The sequence below is a fragment of the Chryseobacterium sp. WG14 genome (genome assembly GCF_024586945.1).
In the GTDB taxonomy this organism is placed as follows: Bacteria; Bacteroidota; Bacteroidia; order Flavobacteriales; family Weeksellaceae; genus Chryseobacterium.
Map to the genome: position 1 here is coordinate 663,238 of NZ_JALCZD010000001.1, position 22,656 is coordinate 685,893.

Genomic DNA, 22,656 nt, shown 5'->3' on the forward strand with positions numbered 1-22,656 from the left:
AAAAAGCAGCTTTTCATATTGGTCAGTCTAAGATATTTTTGAGACCTAATTTGTATCGGTATTGCATAGGGGAGATCCCTACCTGTCTTTTAAAAAATTTACTGAACGACTGTAGATCTGCAAAAGGGAAAGAGTTTGCAATCTCACTAATTGAGAGTTTATTTTTTTTCAATTGTATTTTGGCAATTGAAGCAATAGCATCATTAATGAAATAGCCTGGAGCTTTACCTGTTGTTGTTTTGATAATTTTAATTAAATGTTTAGGGGATACAAAAAGAGAGTCTGCATAAAACTGAAGGCTTCTCTCTTTAAGGCAATTTTCAAAAACCATTTTCTTGAAATTTTCAGTAAAGACAAGGCTTCGCGTATGAGCTTGTAATGCAGTTATTTTTAGTTCTTTATAGAAAATAATAGCTGATTCAAAGACATATGAAATAATCAAATTCCGGATAACCTCAATATGCAGATTGGAATTTACTTTGTCCCGTCTGGAAAGCAGTGAAGTATATAAGTCGATAACTTTATCCATATCTTCATCATTCAATTTAATATCATTCTGGAAATGGACCGAAAAGTGATTAAAAGATTCTAAAAAGAAATAATTATTTGAGCTGTTAACCAGAAAGTCTTTGGTAAATAGAATGGTCCTCGTTTTGAAGTCTTTGCTTTGTGACATTTTCTGGAATGTATGGTTGGGCCCTATAGCCAGAAAAGTTTTTTTATCAATTCTGATGATTTCATCATTTAATTTAATTTCCATCCATCCGCTTATCCCTAAAATCAATGCATAAAAATCTGGCTTGAATATGTCTTTATTTTTTAGTTCAAAAGCAACATTGTCTGAAGAAATATAGTAATCTTCAAAATTCCAATCATGGTCCTCAATATCTTTTATTATTTCAGATAATGTAAGTATGGGAATTTGTTTATCCTGTTCCATGTATGCAGAGATATTGATCATACTTGTTGAACTTATGTAGAGGTCTGCTTTCACCGGATTGATATTGCGCATAATCATGAGTGTTGTATAAAGAGGACAATATTTTCGGAAACCTGACAACTATCTTTTTTGAATATATCTTAGAAATGATACATTCAGAACTTATTTATTTAGTCTACCCTTGGAAAAGTTAGAAAAGGATGTCGTTAAATTTTTTTTTCGTTATTGTGTTTTCCCGTTTTGTTCTCGTTGTTTATATATTCTTCTTTACTTTATAATCTATAATTTATTCAGGTAGGGATTTGTACAATGCCATACAAATACAGTATGACATTTGTTTTACCTATTAAAAAATCAAATTTTAAATAATGATGTGATTATGATCATCAAAATAGTAAAGTAGAACCGTGAAAGAGACTGATTTATCTCCGTCTGTAAGTGAGTAGAGGTTCTACCAATTTTATTTTGATGTTGTAAAAGTAAAGACTATTCTATAATCTGGAGAATAAAAAACCACTGATTAAAGGTGTGTAGTACATGTGTAGTAGGCTGTATTTCTCACTGGTCTCACGGATGAAATTACAATAAAGATTAATTCTTTAGTATTTTGTTTTAGTTAGATGTTTAATAATAGAAAATTTTGCTACCAGAATTTCTTTTTGCTGAATCCGTATACCAAATAAACAAAAGAAGGCATTATGAAAATACTACCCAAAAGAAGAGCTGTTCCCAGGTAGCTTATAGATTTTTCATTGCCACTTGCTACTAAAGATAATCCATCACTATTCTTAATTCTGACAATTACCGGATAAAGACTGTACGTTATGGCTATAAATAATAAGGTAACCTGGCTGCCTGCAATAATCCTCAGAAGATAAGTTTGCTTTTTTATTAACAGGTACCACAACCAGATAAGGGATAATGTACAAAGTATAACACATGTTAAGCTTACAGGATTGCCGATAAGCCATTCTGTAAGAGGAATCTGATTCTGACGTGCTACGATGAACAGTATACCTGCCAATAGAATACACATGATATTCATTTGCTTGGCTTTGTAAATAGCATAATTTTTTTCTTCTATGTTCTCACCCGTTTCTTTAATGATAAAAATGGAAGCGATAAACCCAAAAACGGCAATCGTGTAAAAACCTACCAGAATAGGAAAGAGATCCAGCCAGGGATGTATAAATGCATCCATAAAATTATTGGCTTGAGGATCTATTTTTCCAGAGACTACACTCCCTGCAATAATTCCAAGAAATAAAGGAGTAACAAGGCAGGAATATACATATATCTTCGAGTATAAGGTCTGCATATTATCCTGTATGGCATCATAATGCCTGAAACCAAATGCCGTACCTCTGGCTATAATACCAAATAGGAGAGCAATTAACGGAATATAAAGATAAGTGGCAGCTGTAGTATATATGTCCGGAAATCCCACAAATAAAATTACGATGACCAGAATAAGCCACATATGATTGGCTTCCCAGATGGGGCCCATTGCCTGATACATTATTTTACCTACCCGGCCTTTAGCCCTCTTTCTGGAGAAAAACTCTACAATTCCGGCACCAAAATCTGCACCTCCCATAATAACATATAAAAGGGTGCTTATCCACAGGAATGCTAATACTATATAAAACATGTGTTTTTTAATTTAAAAGATTAATAAATAAACTTTAATGTGCATCTATTTCTGCATTGCCCACATCATACAGCTTGTCTACCATTTTTACCTGACGGTACAGTAAATAAGCCACCGTAATGCCTAAAAGTACATAGATACCTGAAAATAGATAAAAAGAATACGCTAATCCCGGTATAGGATTTACTGCATCTTTTGTTTTCATAATCCCATATATTATCCATGGTTGTCTGCCCACTTCCGTAACTGTCCATCCTGCTTCAAGAGCTATAAAGCCTGCAGGAATTGCAGCAACAAAAAGTTTCAGGAGCCAGCTTTTTGTCATCCATTCTTCTTTTCGCCAATATGCAAAGAGATAGAGAGCTCCAATAAGCATCATAAACGTTCCCATACCCACCATGATCTGAAAGGCAAAATGGGTGACTACAACGGGAGGACGTTCGTCTTTTGGAAAAGCATCCAAGCCGGTTACTTCAGCATTAAAATCTGAAAAAGCAAGAAAGCTGAGCCCACCCGGGATTTTTATTGCATAATTTACAGTTTCCGTTTTCTCATCAGGAATTCCTCCAACAATTAGCGGAACATTTTTCTCTGTTTTAAAATGAGCTTCCATTGCTGCAAGCTTTGCAGGCTGGCGTTTAGCTACATCTTTTGCAGACATATCACCACTTAAAGGCTGGAGTAATGCTGCAATAGAGGCAAATATGGCTGCAATGCGGAATGCTTTTGTATGGAACTCCACATTTTTTCTTTTTAAAACCATGAGAGCATGTACTCCTGCTACGGCAAAACCTGTAGAACAAATAGCAGCAAGTACCATATGCAGAGCCTGCAATGGCCATGCTTTATTAAACATGGCAGCCACAGGATCAATATTTAGATATTGTCCGTTTATATAGTCGAATCCTGCAGGGCTGTTCATCCAGGCATTGGCAGCTACTACCAAAATTCCTGAAGCCATCCCGCTTATTCCAACAACGACACCTGTAAACCAATGGAACCATTTGTTAAAAACCTTTGCTCCATAGAGATAAAAACCTAAAGCAATTGCTTCTATGAAGAAAAAGGTACCTTCCATTGAAAAAGGCATCCCAAAAATAGGACCGGCATGTTTCATAAACTTTGGCCACAGCAATCCTAATTCAAAAGATAATACAGTTCCGGATACAGCTCCCGTAATGAACAGAATGGCAACGCCTCTTGCCCATGCACGGGTAATATTTTTATAGATTATATTTCCGGTTTTTAAGTATCTGAAATGGGCAATAGCCATAAAAAAGGGCATTACCATTGCTATGCAGGAAAAAATTATATGAAATCCCAGTGTAAATGCCATCTGGGAACGAGCGGCCATTAGATCATCCATAAGAAATAATTTTATTGAGTTATTAATAGAACCTAATTCTTTTTACGCTTTTTAAAGACGTATCCTATTGTTGCATAGGTCATTATTGGGTTTAGATCCACATCTATCTTGGATTTGATGATCTGGTTTGTCTCCTGGTGTCGGGTGGTAAGGATTGCATCAACACTTAATGGGATTACAGAAAAATTACCACCTACAAACCACTGATCTGTTATAGCATACGTCAAACCACCAGAAAATGCTGGTCTGAAAGCTCCATTTATCTTTAGATCTGTAGGACCGCCTAGTAATTCACCCAACTGATCATTTGTTATTTCACTGTCTGTAAACCAACAGTAGGTAAAACCTGCTGATAGCGAGGCGCTTAATTTAGGCGTAATGGGTTGGCGGTATTTTACCTGTAATATGGGGGTCCATGCAGTGGTTTCAGCAATTTTTCCAAGAGGTTCCAGTGCATCCCATCCTTTAATGTCAAATTTTGGAGGAATTCCTGCAGTAAGTTCCACCCCCCAGTGGTCTGTGAAAAAATAACCCCCGGAAAATCCAACTGTATTGGATTTACCAAGTCTAACAGCTGTATGGGGTAATTCAACATCGGTGGGAGTAGATCCCGCTTCTATAATACGTAATGTTGAACTTTTAGATTGTGGAGCAAGATACATCCATCCGGCTGTGACATAAAATTCTTTTGCTTTCTGTGCATGGACATCTAAGGCCCATAAAGTAATTAATGGTAGTATTAACTTCTTTATGAAACGGTAATATTTCATCTGAGTGTTTTTTAATTGTGTTAAAAAATGATCAATTTCTATTAATATACGGCTCTATTTTATGTGTGGTAAGTGTGTTGGAATATTTATGTGAAATGTGTTTTTAGTGATTGTAAAAAGAGCCGTATATTATATTACTTCTATCTTATTTATTATTCATGATGGTAATACCTGTAAGCAACAGTTCTTTTCCTCCTTCATAAATCATTTTTTGTTCTCCGGTATTGACATTAAACTGTCTTATGTGGCCACCTAAATCTGCTGTGAATACAGAATTGTGATCTGGAGCAAGGGCTAACCCAATTGCTTCTTTATGACCTGATCCAATAATTTCAACTTTACTTTTACCGATATTTTCTAATTTTGCACGGTTTAAAGTATTTCCTCCGACAGCATCCACTCCTCTGTCAGTCCAATATAAATATCCATTTACAAAATCTAATTCCAGGTCAATACATTCAGGAAGTTTTTCATAAAGTAGTTCAATATCGGTTCGGTTCGTGGCTGTTTCTCCCGTAGGCATTTCAATTTTTGCTCTGAAGATACGTCCGTTTCCTCCTTTAGCAGGTCCTTTTTGTGTCCAGTAAAAATATCCTGCATCCGGATCAACAGCAACACCTACGCAATGTCTGTTTTCATCCATCATGTCTTCTTTACCTTTTCCCCTTTCTACAAGAGTAAGGACATCACTGCCGTCTAAGTTTGCGCTCATTACACGCATTCCTTCACGATCGCCCCAGTAAATACGTTCATTTTTACGGTCTAACGTAAGCTGCTTTGGGGTAACTGTTACCCCCACAGGAATGATTATTTTATGATTGGATCCATCCAGATCGATACGTTCAATAGAACCATCATTATTATAAAGTGTTTCTCCTCCTGTAGGAACGCCCATATTGGTTGCATAAATATGTCCGCGAACATTATCGACAACAATACCGTCAGGAGATTTTCCCGGAGTATTGATTAATAATTCTGCAGCTCCGGTTTCTGGATTGATTTTTAAAATTTTCTGGCCAAATGCAGCCAATGCAAGGATTGAATAACTGGTGTTTTCCATTGTGTATTTTTTATTTTTGATTTAAAGAATTATCGTTACGCTTATGATGGATCAGAATCTTTTTTTTCAGGCTCCAGAATAAGTCTTAGAGTTGGATCATTGGTCATAAAACTTACAATCCAGTTGGTAGCGAGTTTAAATTTATTACGGGATCCCGATATAGGAACAAGGTGTATCAATAACCAGGTAAGCCATGCCATAAACCCTTTCATAAATCCACCTTTTGGAAAATCTACGACAGATTTAAACTTTGCAATTGCCGCCATGCTTCCTTTATTATTGTATTTGAAAGGTTTGAGGGTTTTCTGTTCTACCAGTCTTGGAATATTATCTGCTAATAGAATTCCTTGCTGAATGGCAATTTGTGCCAGCTGAGGATGTCCGTTCGGATAGGCTGCATCTGCTGTTTGAAAACATTGATCACCAAGTGCGAAAATATTTTCAGTACCCGCGACCTTATTATATTCATCAACCATAATTCTGCGTCCTCTGGTAATTGAAGATTCCGGAAGGCCGGGAGCTTGTCTTGCTATGACCCCTGATGCCCATACCAGAGTAGCGGTAGGAATTGTCTGGTCATTGCCTAATGTGACAATATCATCATTATAATCTTTTACCAACGTGTTTAATATAACTTCGACCCCTCTTCCTGACAGAACCTTTAATGCTTCCTGCTGTGCTTTCTGGCTCATAGGTCCAAGCAAAGCATTTGAGCCGTCTATAAGATATATTTTACCACCTCCTTTTTTAAGGTTGGGATAATCTTTTGAAATAATATTATGAGACATATCTGAAAGCATTCCGGCTACTTCTACGCCTGTAGCGCCACCACCGGCAATGACGATATTTCTCAGTTTCTTTTCTTCTTCGGGATTCTTAGTGATGGTGGCTTTTTCGAGACTGGTTAATATATGATTACGCAATGCTGCAGCATCATTTATATTTTTCATAGGGTAGGCCTTCTCTTCAATATTTTTGTTTCCAAAAAAATTAGTTTCTGTTCCCATGGCTAAAACCAGGTAATCATAGGGTAGGCTTCCTTTATCTGTTTCCACGATATTAGCTTGCTGGTGTATCATGACCAGAGATCCTAAATGAAATTCCACATTTGGTTTTCCCTGAAACATTTTTCGGAAAGGATAACATATATTTGAGGGCTCAATGAATGCTGTAGCTACCTGATAAATCAGTGGAGGAAAGAAATTATAATTATTGTGATCTACAAGGGTAATATCAAAATCTTGATTTTTCCCTAATTTATTGGCAAGGTTGGTACCAGCGAATCCGCCTCCAATGATGACTATTTTCTTCATATTTCATGTGTTAATTTATAATTAGAGTTTAATAATAATCCGATTTGTGTATTTGAGTATTTTATTGAACCTGAATTATTATTTCTTAGTAAAACAAAGTTATTGATGAGGGTTTTATAGTATATTGTCTTAAATTCTCTTTTAGTGGTCCGGAATTCTCTCTGTAATGAATTATTGTTTGGTTTAACAGTATATTCTTACCTGCTTTTAAATAAAAAATACCCGTGGTATATTGGATCTAATATCAAATAAATAGATAATATTCACGGGCATTTACGTGCTATAAAAGTTGAAAAGTTTGACTTATTTTAAATTAGGTTTTATTATGAATCATTACTTTCAATGGGACAAAGTTATTAATGAATGGCTTAGAATTTATTATCTGTAATTCTCTTTTAATAGTTTAAAATTCTCTTTTTGATGAATTATTTATGTTGGTAAATTGCTTATACTCATTTTGGTACGGATGTGATCTGTTAATACGGAAATTAAGAATGTTATAACAGCAGTATTCAGGATTATTTGCTCAACTTATAACGACTATGAAATTTTAACCGATAATTGACCAACACGGCAATAACGAAATAAAAGGCTGCTGTCAGCCACATTTGCCCCCATAGATCTTTTATATCTCCCAGACTTGCCTGAAATTGGCTAAGCGCTAAAAATCCCCTGACACCAACTGTTGAAGGAAAAGCGTAAGATAATATTTTTACCCATTGGGGAAAAGCAACTACCGGCCATGAAATTCCGGTAAGAAAAACTGCCGGAGTAGACAGAAATGTAATGGACATTGCTGCATCTTCCCTTCTTTTGAAAATTCCCATCAGGGAAAATCCTAAGAATATGACTGCTAAGAAGAAGGGTATTAAAAATATAATGACATCTCCGAATGCAGCCCTGAAAGGTAATTTAAAAATAGTGAAAGCACTCCCGATTATCACTGAAAATACCAGAATACACAGTAATAGGTAAGCCAATGCCCGCCCCAACAGTATAGGAATGATTTTAAGATGTAGAGAATCTGAAATATTATACGTTTCAAGATATTTGTTTTGTTCCCGGAAAGTTCCTCCCAAAACCCCAATAGCTGTAAGTAATAATGTCTGCATAACGACTAGAAATACAACAGGTAAGATGAAAGTGCCATATCCTGCATAAGGGTTGAAAACAGGTTTGGTTATAGCGGCAACTGAACGGCGGGAAATAGTACTGTTTTCGTAGTTTAGCCCACTGTGTAAAGATTTATTTATTTCTATTTGGGCATTGAAAGTACCCATAACGGAAGATGTTGCGCCGGAAATAGCTTTGTTATGCAACATATTTGAGGCATCACTGTATAATGATAACGAAGATTGGTGTCCTAGAGATACTTTTTGTTCGAAATCTTCAGGGATAACCAGTATTCCAAAGACTTTTCCCTGAGTAAATTCTTTTTTTGCCTCATTCATATCATTAGAAACCACAGGAACACTTACCTGTTGAGTAGCCGCAAGCATTCTTATATAGTTTCTGCTCATACTGCTCTTATCCAAATCTACTACTGCTATAGGTGTTTTTTCAATAATTTCATTATTGTAGACTGAACCATTTAAGAAAGCAACAACAATTGTAAATACAAGAAATGTAGTCCGTAAAGCATTATCACCAAAAAAATGAAGTAATTCTACCTGGCAGGCATTGAATATGGTCTTTATAATTCTGTAAAATAAATTATTTTTCATAATATCCTCCTTTTTGTAGTTGATAACTGAATTTTTTTAGTGAGAGTAAGCCTATCAAAGCAAAAACTCCGAAGCCTATCAAATAGGGAAGAGATTCAATAACGGGCATTCCTTTGACGGCAATATTGGTAAGTGCCCTGGCATATGAAGAAAAAGGAAAGATAGAATCCAGGATTTTAATTGCTGTAGGCATCCCTTCCTGCGGAAATGTATACCCGCTGAATGAATATGCTAAAGAAGAATATCCGCCTCCCATGGCACATAAGGATCTGAAATCCTTGCTGATCGTTACAAAGAAAACGGCCATGAGCTGATATACGACTATTAAAATAAGAGTCAATATATATACATTGACAACAGAGGTATTGATTGGGATACCCAGATAGCCAAAGAGGTAGGCTACCATCAAAATAGTTAATAGGGAAAAAATAATAGTGTAAGGCAATATTTTTCCGAAAAATGCGAAAAAAACATTATTACCACTCAATTGGTATAACTCCTTCCCTTTATTATATTTCAAAATACTGCCCAGTATGTATAATGTAGTGATCATTACCGTAAGCTGCAATGCCATAGGAAAAAGAGAAAGACAAAGGTAATAGGCATAGTTAACAAAAGGATTAAATAATGTATGGCTTCTCATAATAACAGGCTGAACGGCGTTCTTTGCCTGTAGGGAAGATGATCCCTTTTTCATAATTGTATTTACTTTTGCAGAAGTGGAGAAACTTCCTACAGCTGTATTAAATCCTTTATTTATAAGCCCCGCAGGAGTCATATAATCATTATTGATATACAATACTACATTGACATTCCTTCCACGGCTGATGTCTTTTTCAAAGTTGCTGGGAATAATAACCAGGCCAAATACATGACTGGTCTGTATTTGTTTAAGTCCTTCGTTTTCGGTATTTACTTCTTTCGTGAAATCCAGTGTAGAATTGGCATCTATCTGCCTGATAAGCTCCCGTGATACAGATGTTTTATCCTCATCCAAAATGGCTATGGGAAGCTCCCGCAGTACACCGTCACCAAAAATGGCAGCGTAAAGGATAAATATGGCTAAAGGAACTCCTAATGTCCAAAGTATTATACTGGGTTTCTTTATGATTGTTTTCCATTCATAGAAAAACACTTTCCAGAAGCCGTTTTTCATTGTATCCATTTTGGTTAGTTATAATGTTACAGAGGGTATCAGTACACTCATTCCCGGACGGAATCCATCAATTTTCTTTGTAGGATAGGCTTTAATTTTGAATGTTCTCATATCAAAGCCTCCTTTTGTTTTGGTGGCTGTCCAGGTAGCAAAATCTCCCAGTGGGGCAATAAATTTTACCTGAAGTTCAATTTTTTTATTATCTAACGCAGGAACCACTCCTTCGAATTTGCTGTTCATTTTGAATTTTCCCATTTGGTCTTCTTTGATATTGATAACAACCCAGATATCATTCAGATCCACAAGATTTACAATGGGATATCCAGCATTGACAAGTTCCCCAAGGTTAGGAAAATATTGATTGACCTCTCCGTCTGCAGGAGCAATGACATTAATTTCACTTCTATATACATTGACTTCCTTTACGGCGCCTTCAGCCTGTCTCATAGAGGCTGCAGATGCATTTTTATCCTCGGTTCTGGCTCCGTTTTTTGCCATCAGATAATTATTGTATGCTGCTTTTTCCTGTTCTCTCGAAGCATTTTTCTGACCCTTGGCTTCATCTCTTTTCTGCGCAGGAATTACTTTCTCCTGGTAAAGGTTTTCCATTCTTTTGTAAGTAGTTTCTGCAAGATCAGCAGAAGCTTTGGCCTGTTGCCAGGAATTATAAGCCCCCTGAACCTGTTCATAACGGGTTCCGTTTATAGCTTTATCATATTGTGCGGTTGCAGCGTCTTTTGCAGATTGTGCCTGAATCAGTTTAGCGTCGAGTTCCGGGCTGGATAAAATAGCCAGTAGCTGCCCTTTTTTTACAGACTGTCCTTCATCAGCCAGTTTCTTCTCCAGTCTTCCGGTTACTTTAGGGGCAACATGAATTTCAGTAGCTTCAACTTGTCCTTGCAGGTAATCTTTTGTCGGACTTGTGAGAAAATAAACGGATACAGCAGCTATCGCTCCAAATATTAATATAATGATGAGGATATTAATGAATGTAACTGATTTTTTCTGGTTTGTCGCCATTGTAATAATTTTAAGTTATATAATTTGAGATTTTATTGGGCATTTTGGATATAATCGTTGCTCATTCCGCATACTTCAAAAAGTTTAGCCAGGTTGGTATCATAGTCCGTATATGCTTTCAGCTGTTCAATTTTTTTCCCGGATAGATCCAGCTCAGCATCAATAACGTCCGTAGATGTCGATATTCCCTCTGCAAAAGAGGCTTTCCGTATTCTTACAAGTTCTTCTGCTAATTGTATAGATTCATTTAAAGAAACAATTTGTTCATCCGATTTTTTGAGCTCATTGTATAGCTTTTCAACATAAGTTTTAATATCGAGCTGAAGCTTTTCTCTGGACATTTCAATCGTTTCTTTTTCACTTTTGGCAGCAAGAATTCTATTTTTCCGTCCAAATCCGTCAAAAATATCATAGGTAACCATAACACCTACAGTTAAAGGATTTTTTACCAAAGGATAGTTGTGTGAGGCAAGGATCTGCTGACCGGTTAATAAAACAGTAGGCAGGTAGCTTGCTTTTTCTATATTAATCCCTTGCTGGGCAATCTCTTCTAGAAGTTTTATTTTTTGTATTTGAGGATAATTGGCCGCTGCCTTCTCTTTGTATTTTTCCAAAGAATTCATATGTCCTTCCAAGAAAAACGGTGTAGTAAGTGTGAATTCTTCTTCCTGCTCTAATGTTGCGGAAAGAGCCGTTCTTGCCAATTGTAAATCTTTTTTAGAAGCAAGTAATTGTCTTTCCGCTTCAGAAACGGCTACCTTCGCCTGTAGAACGTCTACGCCTGCAATGATACCGTTACGCTCCATTTTTAATGAATTTGACAGGTGTACGTTCATTACCTCTACCACATTTTCTTTTACAGTAACAGCCTCTTCGGCCAGTTTTGCTTTGAAATAACTGTTGGCCAGCTCGGAAACCAGGCTTTGTTCAGAATTGTTTTTTTCCACTTTTGCTACCTCAGCACTTATTTTAGCGATATTGACTCCTGATCTTATCTTTCCACCGGTATATATTGGCCAGCTCAGTGATATTCCTCCAAATGCCATATCTTTTTTCTGAAGGGCAAAATCCCAGCTGCCCAGCACGGAAGGTGAAGGAAGTTGGAATAAGGATGCCAGCTGATCTCTTTTCTCATTAAGATTGATTCTTGATTCTTTATCTGTATAAGTTAACGTTCCAAATGCTTTAATCTGAGGATACAGCATACTTTGGGCAGTTTTTATCTTATAATGGGCTGCATCTATCTTTTTATTATTTATTTTTACTTCAATATTTTTATTCATCATTATATCTCTGGCTTCAGAAAAACTGAGTGCAGATTGGGCATGTAAATAATTTACACCTGAGAATAGGATGATAAGCTTAATCAATAATTTCATTGCAGTTATTTTATAATTTATCAATTTAAAAGTGATTATGAATCATTGTAAAAAATAGAGAAACTGTATTTTAATAAAGACTAAAATACCAGCTTTTATCAGTAATATTTCCCAATATTGGGATAATAAAAATATAGGGTTTCTACCTTTATTATGCTGAAAATCTTATCTATAGCAAGAATGATGTATAATTCCCATGTATAGATTTGGCTCAATTTATTTCCTTGTTATCTGAAAATAAATTGTATATAAAATCTGTTATTTTTACTGCTATTTATTTAACAATCAATCATTGCTGCTAAATTATCATTGATCTCAGTATATCAGCTTATTTGAAAGTAGTTAAATGTAGTCCGAAAGTATCATTGTTCGGAAAGGATGGTTCAAACCCGGAGAAGAGTTCATTATAAGTGGGTGATAGGGGAAGAAAGACACCTTCTGATATGAATAAAAAAAGCAGAGATTAATTCTCTGCTTTTTCTTTTTTGATAGCCTGGTTCATAATAAGGATAATCCCCAGTAGGAAAAAAGCTATAATAAGATAGCGCAATGCCAGTCCTTTTTGCTCTGTAACTGTTCCGCTTACAGAAATAATGAAACTTGAAATAGAGGTGATCACATAGACCAATCCTCCCATTAATCCACCTGCTGTTCCTGCATTTTTAGGGAAATATAACATACTTGTTGTGAAAAATGAAGTAAACAGTATCCCTGAACAGATATGAATAAAAAAGGCAAAAGGAACCATGATGAAAAGGCTTTCTGCATAATTGCTGGTGATAATCAGTGCAATAATCAGGATGAGCTGCAACAGAACAGGCTGCAGGATACGGGGCTTAAAATCCAGCGTAAGTCTGCGTTTTCCTATAAAGCCGCCTATCATCCATGAAAATCCTAAGATCAAAGTACAATATCCAATAACTACAGGGCTAAAATGAAAAGTGTTTTCAATAATAAAAGGTCCTGTAATATTAAAAAGCATAACAATAGAATAGCTTAATCCCAAGATGAAAATTCCCAGCATAAAAATCCTGTTTTTAAGCATCATTTTATAGAGACTTATATTTTCGGCAATATCGAGCTTCTTTTTCTGGGGAAGGCTTTCTCCACTGAAAAACCATTCAAACAGAAAGATAATTCCGGCATATAAGGCCAGGAAATGAAAGTTGGCGTGCCAGTTAAAAAGTTTTTCAAGATAGCCTCCAAGAAAAGGAGCCAGAATAGGTCCGCAGGACCAGACAATGGTAAAATAACTCAGGTAATGTTTTACTTTTTCTGAATCATAGATATCCACAAAAATAGCGCGGGTAGCCACAACAAGTACCGAAACGGCAACACCCTGAAGAATACGCAGCAGACATATTAACAGGATACTGTCAGTCATTGTAATCAGGATACTGCTGACGACCAGAAGGAATAAAGCAAGCAGTTTTGGACGGTAGCGCCCAATACTGTCAAGAATTCCCCCCACAAACAGCTGGGAGATTCCATAGCTCAGCAGGTAAGAGGTTAGCGTAATCTGGATATCTTTTTCGGAAACTGATAGTTCTCTGGCCATTGATGGAAATGACGGCAGGTAAATATCTGTGACAAACCCTGAAAGAGGGATGGACACAAAGGCCATAATGGTTATTAACTTTATGCGTTTTTCAGATGCTTCTCTCAACATATTCATTCATTTTTACCATGCAAAAATAATTCAAGAAAACTAAAATCCAGTTTTAAAAGACAAAGTAAAAATTACAAAATTCAAATATTTAAAATGCATTTTTAAATTTTAGAGGGGAAGTCTGTGCATGCTTCTTGAAAAAATTGTTAAAATGGGAAGGCTGCTCAAAGCCTAAAGTATAGCCTATTTGCGCAATATCCCAGTTGGTATATTTCAACAGGTTTTTAGATTCTTCAAACATTTTGTCCTTAATGATCTGTGTGGTTGTAAGATGGGTCACTGACTTTACAGAAGAATTTAAATGATTCACATGTACATTAAGATGATCAGCGAAATCGGAAGGTGTTCTTAATGCCAGAGGATAAGCAGGTGAATCCAGTGGGAACTGTTTGGTAAGCAATTCATCAAACAGTTTATAAAGGCGGACATTAGCGGGGAGTTCATTAAGGCTGATATCTTCAACACGGTTTTCCAGGGCCAGATGCAGAACAGATGCAAGATTGCTTTTAATACTGCTGCAGCGGTAAGGATAAACTGAATTATTAATCCGGTACATCTGCTCAAAATAAAGAGTTGCCAGCTGGGTCTGTTCATCCGTTAAAAAAACAACAGGTTTGCTCCATTCCTTGAAAAGAGAGGTCTTTTTGAATAAATTAAACTCAGAATTTCCATTAAAAAACTCCTGGTTGAAGAGACAAAAATAACCTTCCTGGAAATCACCGTCACATTCCCAGGTATAAGGAATGCTGGGGGAAGGGAAAAATAGGGCAGGGCGGTCAATATAGAGTTGATGGGCACCATAATGTATTGTACCTTTTCCTATGATAAAGCTGATTTTATAATAATCACGCCGGTTGTAAGGGCTTTTGAAACTACAATACTTTCGCATAGAAATATTGAAATGAGATTTTCCCATTTCAAAATCTTCCGAATCAAACAGTTTGATCTGATTTTTTCGAATACGTCTGTAATAATCTTCTATGGTTTCCAGCTGATCACTCATTGTGTTGAAATTATAAAAATCAAAGATACGAAATTGAAAGAGATATAAAGCTTCCCTATTTTTGATCATTTCTAATTTTATGAATCTCCATTTTTAAAATATGTGACGGAAGCTGAAAAGGACCAGCCTGTGCCAGGGAAGCTGATGTAAAGCCACACTCCTTCAAAAACTTCAGAAGAGGATCATGGGCGAGTATATTGATCCATATGATATCTGTAAAACTTACTGCAGACCTGCATTTTTTCCAGAGAGACTGTCTTATTTCTGGGGAATTGAATTGAGGAAGAATAACAAAACTTATTTCTGTAGATCTTTTTCCTTCAGCTATTCCGGGATATACAGAGCCGCTTTTGATGATACTGTAGCCCACCGGTTGCCGGTCTGCATACGTCATGATGAGCTGGTTGGAAAGATCATTCAGTTCATTGATCATCTTTCTCGGATCTATTTCACTGCTGATATATCTTTTGATGTCTTCTTCAGAAATAAAATCTTTATGCAGACTGTAAACCGAAGAATCGATGATGGTTATAAGATCAGAAATTCCCTCTTCAGAACCTACTGTAAATTTTGAAATGATATCCATGAGTTTTTTTATTCAAAATTATAAGATTAATCCATTCAGAAGGGATACAGTTTGAGAAAATATAATCAGTACAGGTGTTTATTTTGTAAATTTGTTCGGTACAGTTTTACCTATTCTATGAAATCCTATAAGTACGAAATTTTTACAGCGGTTATTGAAGAACATATCTATAACGGAGTTTTACAGTACAAAGACCGCCTGCCATCTATCCGGGAAATTAAAAAAGCATATCAGCTGAGTACCAGTTCTGTTCAGAGTGGTTTCGAACACCTTATGATGAAAGGCCTGGTTAAAAGCAGCCCGCGTTCAGGGTATTTTGTTTCAGACATTATGGAAGAGAATACTTCAAGAAGAAGAAGAAAGCTTGTTCCTGTAGCCAGGGATGAGGTCTTTATGAAAAACATGATGCTGACATCTAAAAGAACCTCGGAATTCAGTTCTTTTAATGCAGCTATGCCGGGAGATTTGCTGATTCCGCAAAAATTAATACTCCGGACCATGCAGGAAGTGATCCGTGAAAAAGGAGCTTCACTTCTTCGGTATTATCCTTCAAATGGGCTAGCATCATTGAGAAAACATATTGCAGTTCAAATGGGAAAATATGGAGGTACATTTAATCCTGATGAATTAATCATTACTGATGGTGCTTTGCAGGCACTGGTTATTGCATTAAGGTCTGTAACAGAAACCGGAGATGTGGTAGCGGTTGACAGTCCCTGTGTGTTTTCAGTATTAGAGGTGATTGCTAATCTGGGTCTTAAGGTTATTGAGATTCCTGTACATTACCGAAGTGGTTTTGATACAGAGTATTTCAGAAAAGTATGTGTAGAAAATAATATCCGTGCATTGGTGGTAACTCCCAACTTTCATAATCCTACTGGTATTTTGATGAGTGATAACATAAAGAAAGAGCTGCTGAAAATAGCTGTTATACATCAGGTGCCGGTTATTGAAAACGATATGTATGGCGATCTTTATTTTACAGAAAAAAGACCGCATTGTATCAAAAGTTTTGATGAAACAGGATTGGTAATGACATATTCCTCCTTTTCAAAGACATTGGCACCCGGCATTCGTCTGGGCTGGCTGTCAGCAGGACGTTTTTATTCAAAGGCTGAGAAAAGCAGGTTTGTATTGGGAAAATCGGTATCGCCCATTTATCAGGAGCTGGTATTGAAGCTCCTTCAGGGAAACAGCTATGAAAGGCATCTGCGTCCATTTCGAAAAAGGCTGAACGAGCAGGCAATTATTGTATTGGATGCATTAAGAAGACACTTTCCACAAGACTCATATTTTCACAGGCCGCAGGGTGGCTACAGCATTTGGGGACAGCTACCGGAGAGTGTTGATATGGATATATTTTACCTTTACTGTGAAAATAACAAAATTGTATTTACTCCTGGTACTACATTTTCTCTTACAGAGCACTACAGTCACCATTTTAGGATAGTATTTACAGAGAGAATAACCTCAGAGAGTCTCGCTTTACTGAAAAATGTAGGAGAAAAACTCAGAAGTCTCAGTTGATTTTATCATATAAAACCTGATCTATGAGGTCTGGAAGACGAACAAAATGTTTACATATTGCTTCAGGGAGAATATCTCCACAATCATTCTATATGGTTTATTTTACAGGGCTTGATAAATTACAGAAACAAACCGTTTTGCAGTTGGCCATAACATGCAAAAACACCTCATATTTGATTATTTCTCAGGTTAAATAGAAAAGAATTTTACTGAAATTCAGGATTTTTATAAATTTTCCGGGTGCTGTATTGGCTGGAATCACCATAAAACCTATATTTGCAGCCTAAATTTTTAAATAAATGAAAGAACTAATTGAAAAAATCAACGCAGAATTTGAAGCGTTCACAACTGAGGCAAACCAACAAGCAGAAAAAGGAAACAAAGCAGCTGGTACAAGAGCTCGTAAAGCAGCTTTAGAACTAAGCAAACTGTTCAAAGACTTCAGAAAAGTTTCTGTAGAAGAAGCTAAAAAATAATTTACCTCAAACCGGCTTTTAAAGCCGGTTTTTTTATATCCTCAATTGCTCTACAAATTTCAGTCATTGCCGCTCATTCTGTGGTATGCTTTGTAATGAACATAAAGTTTTCATACAAAAAGCTTGAAAACATTCTTCTGTAAAGACTTTTTTGCTTCTAATCCTTTATCATTTCCGCAATTTCTTTTATCTTTAAACCAATCAATATATGTTATGAAGATAAATAGATTTTTTGCAGTACCGGCAGTGGTGTTGGCTGCCCAATTTTCATGGGCCCAGGTAAAAGTAGATCCGAAAGAAAAACTTGATCCTATCGTAAAAAGTTTTGTAGATGAGGTAAATAACAATTCTCAGCTTGAAAATATGGCTGGCGAATTATTAGACGGCATAGGGCCGCGTCTTGTGGGAACTCCTGAAATGCTTGCTGCCAATGAATGGAGTGCGGGGAAACTTCGCTCATGGGGAGTAGAGGCAAACCTCCAGCAATTTGGAACATGGAAAGGCTGGCAAAGGGGAATTACGCATGTTGACATGGTGTATCCACGTGTAAAATCACTGTCTGCAACACAATTGGCATGGAGCCCGGCAACCAAAAAAGCTGTGGAAGCAGAAGTAATTGTTCTTCCTAAAGTATCTTCTAAAGCAGAATTTGATCAATGGCTGCCTTCTGCAAAAGGGAAAATTGTTTTGATGGCTCAATATCAGAAAATAGGGCGTTCTGACGAGCAGATCAAAGAATTTGCAACTCCTGAGCTTTATGAAAAACTTAAAGCGGAAAAAGAACAGGCTGCCAAGGATTTTACTGCTTATGTAAAGAATATAGGCTATGACAATAGCACACTTCCGGAAGCTTTGGAAAAAGCCGGGGCAGCAGGAATTGCTATTTCCAACTGGACGGGGATTATGGGAGCCAACAGAATCTTTGGAGCAAAAACATCCAAAATTCCAATGATTGACATTGATGTGGAAGATTATGGAATGCTTTACAGAATGGCCGAAAAAGGAAGTAAGCCAAAAATTAAAATTGATGCCCAGTCAAAAATCCTTCCTGATGCCAAAAGTTTCAATACCATAGGAATGATCAAAGGAAAGGAAAAACCTGAAGAATACGTGATCCTTTCTGCTCATCTTGATTCCTGGGATGGAGCTCAGGGAGCTACCGATAATGGGACAGGTACTCTTACGATGCTCGAAACCATGAGAATCCTGAAAAAATATTATCCAAACAATAAAAGAACAATTGTTATAGGACTTTGGGGGAGTGAAGAGCAGGGATTGAATGGTTCAAGAGGTTTTGTAGCAGATAACCCTCAGATCATCAAAGGCGTGCAGGCTGCTTTCAATCAGGATAACGGAACAGGACGGGTGGTAAATATCAGCGGTCAGGGATTCGTAAAAGCATATGACTATATCGGAAGATGGCTTGAGGGAGTTCCAAAAACGGTAAAAGGACACATTAAAACCGACTTCCCGGGAATGCCCGGAGGGGGTGGTTCTGATCATGCTTCCTTTGTAGCGGCAGGAGTGCCGGGGTTCTCCTTAGGTTCTCTGAACTGGGGATATTTTGGATATACCTGGCATACTACAAAAGATACGTATGACAAGATTGTTTTTGATGAAGTGAAAAATAATGTAGTGCTAACCGCTGCATTAGCTTATATGGCTTCTGAAGATCCTGAATTTACCAACAGAGAAAAAAGACTAATGCCTCAGGATGAAAAAGGAGGAACGGTGAAATGGCCGGAAGTTAAAGAGCCAAGAAGAGATTCTAAAGAATATAAATAATAGGATATTAGTATTCAAAATAGCAAAGGCTGTCTTAATAGGCAGCCTTTTTATGCAGATTTATTAATACAGTGCTTTACTATCAGATATAAAATTCTAAATCTGAAAACTTTGAAACAGAAGGCTCATATGCCGGATCAGTTAATTTTCCAAAACCATATTCACAAAAAATAAACTCCAGATCATTGGATCTTGAAGAGTCGTAATCTGTTTGGGTGTCACCAATATAAATGGTGTTTTCAGGCTTTAGCTGATTCCTTTCCATAATCAGTTTTATATTTTCAGCCTTGGGCTTTTGAGTCCGTCCGTGAGATTCAAAATCTGTAAATAGGTCATTGAACTGACAGTATTCCAAAAATGCTTCAATATATCCATCCTGGCAATTGCTTACAATAAAAAGACGGTGTGTATTGCTAAGGCTTTTCAGGGTCTCTTCAACACCATTATATAAAATTCCGCCCTGTATACGCAGTACTTCATTTTCCTGGGAAACAATTTCAGAAAGGATTTCCTGAATCTGCAGGTCTGAAATTCCGGGAACAATATCTTTAACGATATCGTGAGCCAGTAATCCCATATACTGATTCATATCTTCAGGTTTCAGGTCTTTTTTTATGAGCTGATGCTTGTTCAGAACATGATTCCATATTTTGATAATAGAAGCCCTGGAATCCCATAAAGTTCCATCTAAATCGAAAATTAAATTCTTATAATTCAAAATGTCTTTTGTTTGTTGATTAAAAATATGTGCTTACAGAATCATACTCAGCTGAATTCTCTTTCTGGCCTCATCTACCTCTGTTACTTTCACACGGACATGCTGATGAAGTTTTACCACTTCATTTACATCAGAAACAAATCCGTCTTTCAACTGGGAAATATGTACCAATCCGCTTTCTTTGATTCCCAGGTCTACAAAACATCCGAAAGCCGTAATATTATTGACGATTCCCGGGAGGATCATTCCTGTTTTTAAGTCTTTAATGCTTTTTACATGAGGGTCAAACTCAAATATTTTAACTGCTTTTCTGGGGTCTAATCCCGGTTTTTCAAGCTCCTTCAGAATATCTTTGATTCCTAAAATTCCGATTTCTTCTGTGATATAGCTTTCTGGTTTTACCAAAGCAATTTTTTCTTTGTTGGCAATCAGTTCATGGGTTTTAATACCCAGATCTTTGGCCATCTTTTCTACAACTCCATAGGCTTCAGGATGTACAGCGGAGTTATCCAGTGGGTTTTCAGCATTGGTAATTCTGACAAAAGCAGCGGCCTGCTGGAAGGCTTTCTCTCCAAGTCTCGGTACTTTTTTCAGTTGTTTTCTATTTTCAAAAGCTCCGTTTTCTGTACGGTAGTTAACAATATTTTCTGCCATTTTCTCTCCAATTCCGGAAACATAGCTTAATAATGATTTACTGGCTGTATTTAAGTTAATGCCTACAGAATTCACACACTTCATAACGGTAGAATCCAGTTCATTTTTCAGCTGAGTTTGGTCTACATCATGCTGATATTGGCCTACACCAATAGATTTTGCATCAATTTTTACAAGCTCTGCCAATGGATCAGAAAGTCTTCTTCCAATGGAAACAGCCCCACGTACAGTGACATCGTATGTAGGAAATTCATCCCTTGCAATTTTACTTGCAGAATATACCGAGGCTCCGGCTTCAGAAACTACAAAAACCTGTAAAGGCTTATCAAACGCAATTTTTTTAATGAAAAATTCTGTTTCACGGCTTGCGGTACCATTTCCGATAGAAATAGCTTCAATAGCATAGGCATTGACCATGGAACGGATTTTCTTCATTGCCATTCCGGTTTCATTTTGTGGTGCGTGAGGGTAGATGGTTTCATTATGAAGTAAATCTCCCTTTTCATCTAAGCAGACAATTTTACATCCGCTTCGGTAGCCAGGGTCAATCGCTAAAATCCTTTTTTCACCTAAAGGCGGTGCCAGAAGTAACTGACTCAAGTTCCCGGAAAATATTTCTATGGCTTTTTTATCTGCTTTTTCTTTGGCTTCCTGCAGGCTTTCATTGGAAATAGCCGGTTCCAGAAGTCTTTTATAACCGTCTTTTATGGCCAGGGCAATTTGTTCAGAAGATTCATTATTGGTCTTGATAACAGCTTTCTCTATGAAATCAATAGCTTCTTCCTTATCAATACCTACATTTGTTTTTACAAAACCTTCTGTTTCAGCTCTCAACATCGCAAGAAGTCTGTGAGAAGGAGTTCTGCTGAGGCTTTCTTCCCAATCAAAATACTGAGAGAATTTTTGTGCCGCTTCCTCTTCTTTTTTAGCTTTTACCACTTTAGACGTTACCACAGCTTTACGCTGAAACAGACGACGGAGGTTTTTGCGGACATACATGTTTTCATTGATCCATTCTGCCATGATATCTCTTGCCCCCTGAAGAGCCTCTTCTTCTGATGAAACTTCATTATTCAGGTATTTTGAAGCCAAAAACCGGATATCGTTATTTTTCTGGCTCATAATGATTCTGGCTAAAGGTTCCAATCCTTTTTCCTTAGCTGCATCAGCCTTTGTTTTTTTACGCTTTTTGAAAGGCAGATATAAATCTTCCAGCTCCTGAATATCAAAACTTTCTTCTATTCTTTGCTGAAGCTCAGGGCTTAAAGCATGCTGTTCTTCTATAGATTTTAAAATAGATTCCTTTCTTTTGACAATCTCTTCAAACTGCTTGCTGATCTTTGAGATCTGCTCAATCTGAACCTCATCCAAATTCCCGGTTTTATCCTTTCGGTAACGGGAAATAAAAGGAATAGTGCAGTCTTCTGCTAATAACTGAAGGGTATTGTTGATGCTCTTTTCAGAGATGTTAAGCTGCTTCTGTATAAATTCTACGGTCGTCATTGTTCTGTTTTCGGGTAGCTAAAATAGGGTTTTTAAAAAGAAAAAAAGGCGAGTTGCCCCGCCTTGAATGTTTTCACAACGGAATAATCCTTATTGTGAATTGCTTTTCAAAATTATTAATACAAATATAGCAGAAAAAATCTTTATCATAATTATGGGAACCCGTAATTCAAATGTTTTTTTTATTTCTATTTTTATAAAAATATAATAATACAGAAAATGGCTACTCACATTCAGAGTAGCCAAAAAGCAATTCACAACACTTGTTATCTTTTTAACAAATGTTTTATGAAAATAAGTAATTAACCTCGGGAGTTAAATAAGTTTGGTTTGGAGCCAAACAATAAATTTTCGTC

The 22,656-nt window shown here is 36.7% G+C and carries 18 protein-coding genes; 3 read left to right on the forward strand and 15 right to left on the reverse strand.

Annotation, left to right across the window (positions count from 1 at the left end):
• Positions 1 to 22: 22 nt before the first annotated feature.
• The 13 genes from MP478_RS02915 to MP478_RS02975 form a co-directional block, all read right to left on the reverse strand.
• Positions 23 to 1,012: an AraC family transcriptional regulator gene (locus tag MP478_RS02915; protein WP_257189102.1), complete on the reverse strand. Its 990-nt coding sequence runs from the start codon at positions 1,010 to 1,012 to the stop codon at positions 23 to 25.
• A gap of 571 nt (positions 1,013 to 1,583) precedes the next feature.
• Positions 1,584 to 2,591 carry a cytochrome d ubiquinol oxidase subunit II gene (locus tag MP478_RS02920; protein WP_257189101.1) on the reverse strand — a complete coding sequence of 336 codons (1,008 nt, stop codon included), beginning with the start codon at positions 2,589 to 2,591 and terminating at the stop codon, positions 1,584 to 1,586.
• Positions 2,592 to 2,625: 34 nt separating this feature from the next.
• Positions 2,626 to 3,957, reverse strand: coding sequence for a cytochrome ubiquinol oxidase subunit I (locus tag MP478_RS02925; RefSeq protein ID WP_257189100.1), 1,332 nt, complete (start codon positions 3,955 to 3,957; stop codon positions 2,626 to 2,628).
• A 32-nt stretch (positions 3,958 to 3,989) separates the two neighbouring features.
• Positions 3,990 to 4,727, reverse strand: coding sequence for an OmpW family protein (locus MP478_RS02930; RefSeq protein ID WP_257199533.1), 738 nt, complete (start codon positions 4,725 to 4,727; stop codon positions 3,990 to 3,992).
• Positions 4,728 to 4,872: 145 nt separating this feature from the next.
• On the reverse strand, positions 4,873 to 5,787 hold the full coding sequence (locus tag MP478_RS02935; protein ID WP_257189098.1) for an SMP-30/gluconolactonase/LRE family protein: 915 nt from the start codon (positions 5,785 to 5,787) through the stop codon (positions 4,873 to 4,875).
• Between the two features lie 41 nt (positions 5,788 to 5,828).
• Entirely contained in the window at positions 5,829 to 7,100 is a 1,272-nt protein-coding gene (locus MP478_RS02940; protein WP_257189097.1) for an NAD(P)/FAD-dependent oxidoreductase, read from the reverse strand.
• A gap of 518 nt (positions 7,101 to 7,618) precedes the next feature.
• The gene (locus MP478_RS02945; protein ID WP_257199534.1) at positions 7,619 to 8,824 is read right to left on the reverse strand and encodes an ABC transporter permease; all 1,206 of its coding nucleotides are present in this window, start codon (positions 8,822 to 8,824) and stop codon (positions 7,619 to 7,621) included.
• Positions 8,814 to 9,980, reverse strand: coding sequence for an ABC transporter permease (locus MP478_RS02950; RefSeq protein ID WP_257189095.1), 1,167 nt, complete (start codon positions 9,978 to 9,980; stop codon positions 8,814 to 8,816). Before MP478_RS02950 ends, MP478_RS02945 begins: the two co-directional genes overlap by 11 nt.
• 18 nt (positions 9,981 to 9,998) lie before the next feature.
• Positions 9,999 to 11,000 (reverse strand): HlyD family secretion protein, encoded by a 1,002-nt coding sequence (locus MP478_RS02955; RefSeq protein ID WP_230040089.1) that lies wholly within the window; start codon positions 10,998 to 11,000, stop codon positions 9,999 to 10,001.
• A 32-nt stretch (positions 11,001 to 11,032) separates the two neighbouring features.
• Positions 11,033 to 12,379: a TolC family protein gene (locus MP478_RS02960; RefSeq protein ID WP_257199535.1), complete on the reverse strand. Its 1,347-nt coding sequence runs from the start codon at positions 12,377 to 12,379 to the stop codon at positions 11,033 to 11,035.
• Between the two features lie 463 nt (positions 12,380 to 12,842).
• On the reverse strand, positions 12,843 to 14,048 hold the full coding sequence (locus MP478_RS02965; protein ID WP_257199536.1) for a Bcr/CflA family efflux MFS transporter: 1,206 nt from the start codon (positions 14,046 to 14,048) through the stop codon (positions 12,843 to 12,845).
• 88 nt (positions 14,049 to 14,136) lie between these two features.
• Positions 14,137 to 15,051: an AraC family transcriptional regulator gene (locus MP478_RS02970; protein ID WP_257189091.1), complete on the reverse strand. Its 915-nt coding sequence runs from the start codon at positions 15,049 to 15,051 to the stop codon at positions 14,137 to 14,139.
• 55 nt (positions 15,052 to 15,106) lie between these two features.
• The gene (locus MP478_RS02975; protein WP_257199537.1) at positions 15,107 to 15,637 is read right to left on the reverse strand and encodes a hypothetical protein; all 531 of its coding nucleotides are present in this window, start codon (positions 15,635 to 15,637) and stop codon (positions 15,107 to 15,109) included.
• A 117-nt stretch (positions 15,638 to 15,754) separates the two neighbouring features.
• Here MP478_RS02975 and MP478_RS02980 point away from each other — a divergent pair, with 117 nt between their 5' ends.
• The 3 genes from MP478_RS02980 to MP478_RS02990 all read left to right on the forward strand — a co-directional run bounded on the left by MP478_RS02980 (position 15,755) and on the right by MP478_RS02990 (position 19,425).
• Entirely contained in the window at positions 15,755 to 17,164 is a 1,410-nt protein-coding gene (locus MP478_RS02980) for a PLP-dependent aminotransferase family protein (RefSeq protein ID WP_257199538.1), read from the forward strand.
• Positions 17,165 to 17,463: 299 nt separating this feature from the next.
• The gene (locus tag MP478_RS02985) at positions 17,464 to 17,640 is read left to right on the forward strand and encodes a histone H1 (RefSeq protein ID WP_047377485.1); all 177 of its coding nucleotides are present in this window, start codon (positions 17,464 to 17,466) and stop codon (positions 17,638 to 17,640) included.
• Between the two features lie 213 nt (positions 17,641 to 17,853).
• Positions 17,854 to 19,425, forward strand: coding sequence for a M20/M25/M40 family metallo-hydrolase (locus tag MP478_RS02990; RefSeq protein WP_230040076.1), 1,572 nt, complete (start codon positions 17,854 to 17,856; stop codon positions 19,423 to 19,425).
• Positions 19,426 to 19,507: 82 nt separating this feature from the next.
• Here MP478_RS02990 and MP478_RS02995 read toward each other — a convergent pair whose 3' ends face one another.
• Together MP478_RS02995 and MP478_RS03000 are read right to left on the reverse strand one after the other, a co-directional pair.
• Complete coding sequence (locus MP478_RS02995) at positions 19,508 to 20,143, reverse strand: HAD family hydrolase (protein ID WP_257189088.1); 636 nt, start codon at positions 20,141 to 20,143, stop codon at positions 19,508 to 19,510.
• 33 nt (positions 20,144 to 20,176) lie between these two features.
• Positions 20,177 to 22,300: a Tex family protein gene (locus MP478_RS03000; RefSeq protein ID WP_257199539.1), complete on the reverse strand. Its 2,124-nt coding sequence runs from the start codon at positions 22,298 to 22,300 to the stop codon at positions 20,177 to 20,179.
• Between the last annotated feature and the right edge of the window lie 356 nt (positions 22,301 to 22,656).

Bases quoted from the DNA above. Each gene is read 5' to 3' on its own strand.
- MP478_RS02915 (WP_257189102.1), bottom strand. From the start codon at position 1,012: ATGCGCAATATCAATCCGGTGAAAGCAGACCTCTACATAAGTTCAACA.
- MP478_RS02920 (WP_257189101.1), bottom strand. From the start codon at position 2,591: ATGTTTTATATAGTATTAGCATTCCTGTGGATAAGCACCCTTTTATAT.
- MP478_RS02925 (WP_257189100.1), bottom strand. From the start codon at position 3,957: ATGGATGATCTAATGGCCGCTCGTTCCCAGATGGCATTTACACTGGGA.
- MP478_RS02930 (WP_257199533.1), bottom strand. From the start codon at position 4,727: ATGAAATATTACCGTTTCATAAAGAAGTTAATACTACCATTAATTACT.
- MP478_RS02935 (WP_257189098.1), bottom strand. From the start codon at position 5,787: ATGGAAAACACCAGTTATTCAATCCTTGCATTGGCTGCATTTGGCCAG.
- MP478_RS02940 (WP_257189097.1), bottom strand. From the start codon at position 7,100: ATGAAGAAAATAGTCATCATTGGAGGCGGATTCGCTGGTACCAACCTT.
- MP478_RS02945 (WP_257199534.1), bottom strand. From the start codon at position 8,824: ATGAAAAATAATTTATTTTACAGAATTATAAAGACCATATTCAATGCC.
- MP478_RS02950 (WP_257189095.1), bottom strand. From the start codon at position 9,980: ATGAAAAACGGCTTCTGGAAAGTGTTTTTCTATGAATGGAAAACAATC.
- MP478_RS02955 (WP_230040089.1), bottom strand. From the start codon at position 11,000: ATGGCGACAAACCAGAAAAAATCAGTTACATTCATTAATATCCTCATC.
- MP478_RS02960 (WP_257199535.1), bottom strand. From the start codon at position 12,379: ATGAAATTATTGATTAAGCTTATCATCCTATTCTCAGGTGTAAATTAT.
- MP478_RS02965 (WP_257199536.1), bottom strand. From the start codon at position 14,048: ATGTTGAGAGAAGCATCTGAAAAACGCATAAAGTTAATAACCATTATG.
- MP478_RS02970 (WP_257189091.1), bottom strand. From the start codon at position 15,051: ATGAGTGATCAGCTGGAAACCATAGAAGATTATTACAGACGTATTCGA.
- MP478_RS02975 (WP_257199537.1), bottom strand. From the start codon at position 15,637: ATGGATATCATTTCAAAATTTACAGTAGGTTCTGAAGAGGGAATTTCT.
- MP478_RS02980 (WP_257199538.1), top strand. From the start codon at position 15,755: ATGAAATCCTATAAGTACGAAATTTTTACAGCGGTTATTGAAGAACAT.
- MP478_RS02985 (WP_047377485.1), top strand. From the start codon at position 17,464: ATGAAAGAACTAATTGAAAAAATCAACGCAGAATTTGAAGCGTTCACA.
- MP478_RS02990 (WP_230040076.1), top strand. From the start codon at position 17,854: ATGAAGATAAATAGATTTTTTGCAGTACCGGCAGTGGTGTTGGCTGCC.
- MP478_RS03000 (WP_257199539.1), bottom strand. From the start codon at position 22,300: ATGACGACCGTAGAATTTATACAGAAGCAGCTTAACATCTCTGAAAAG.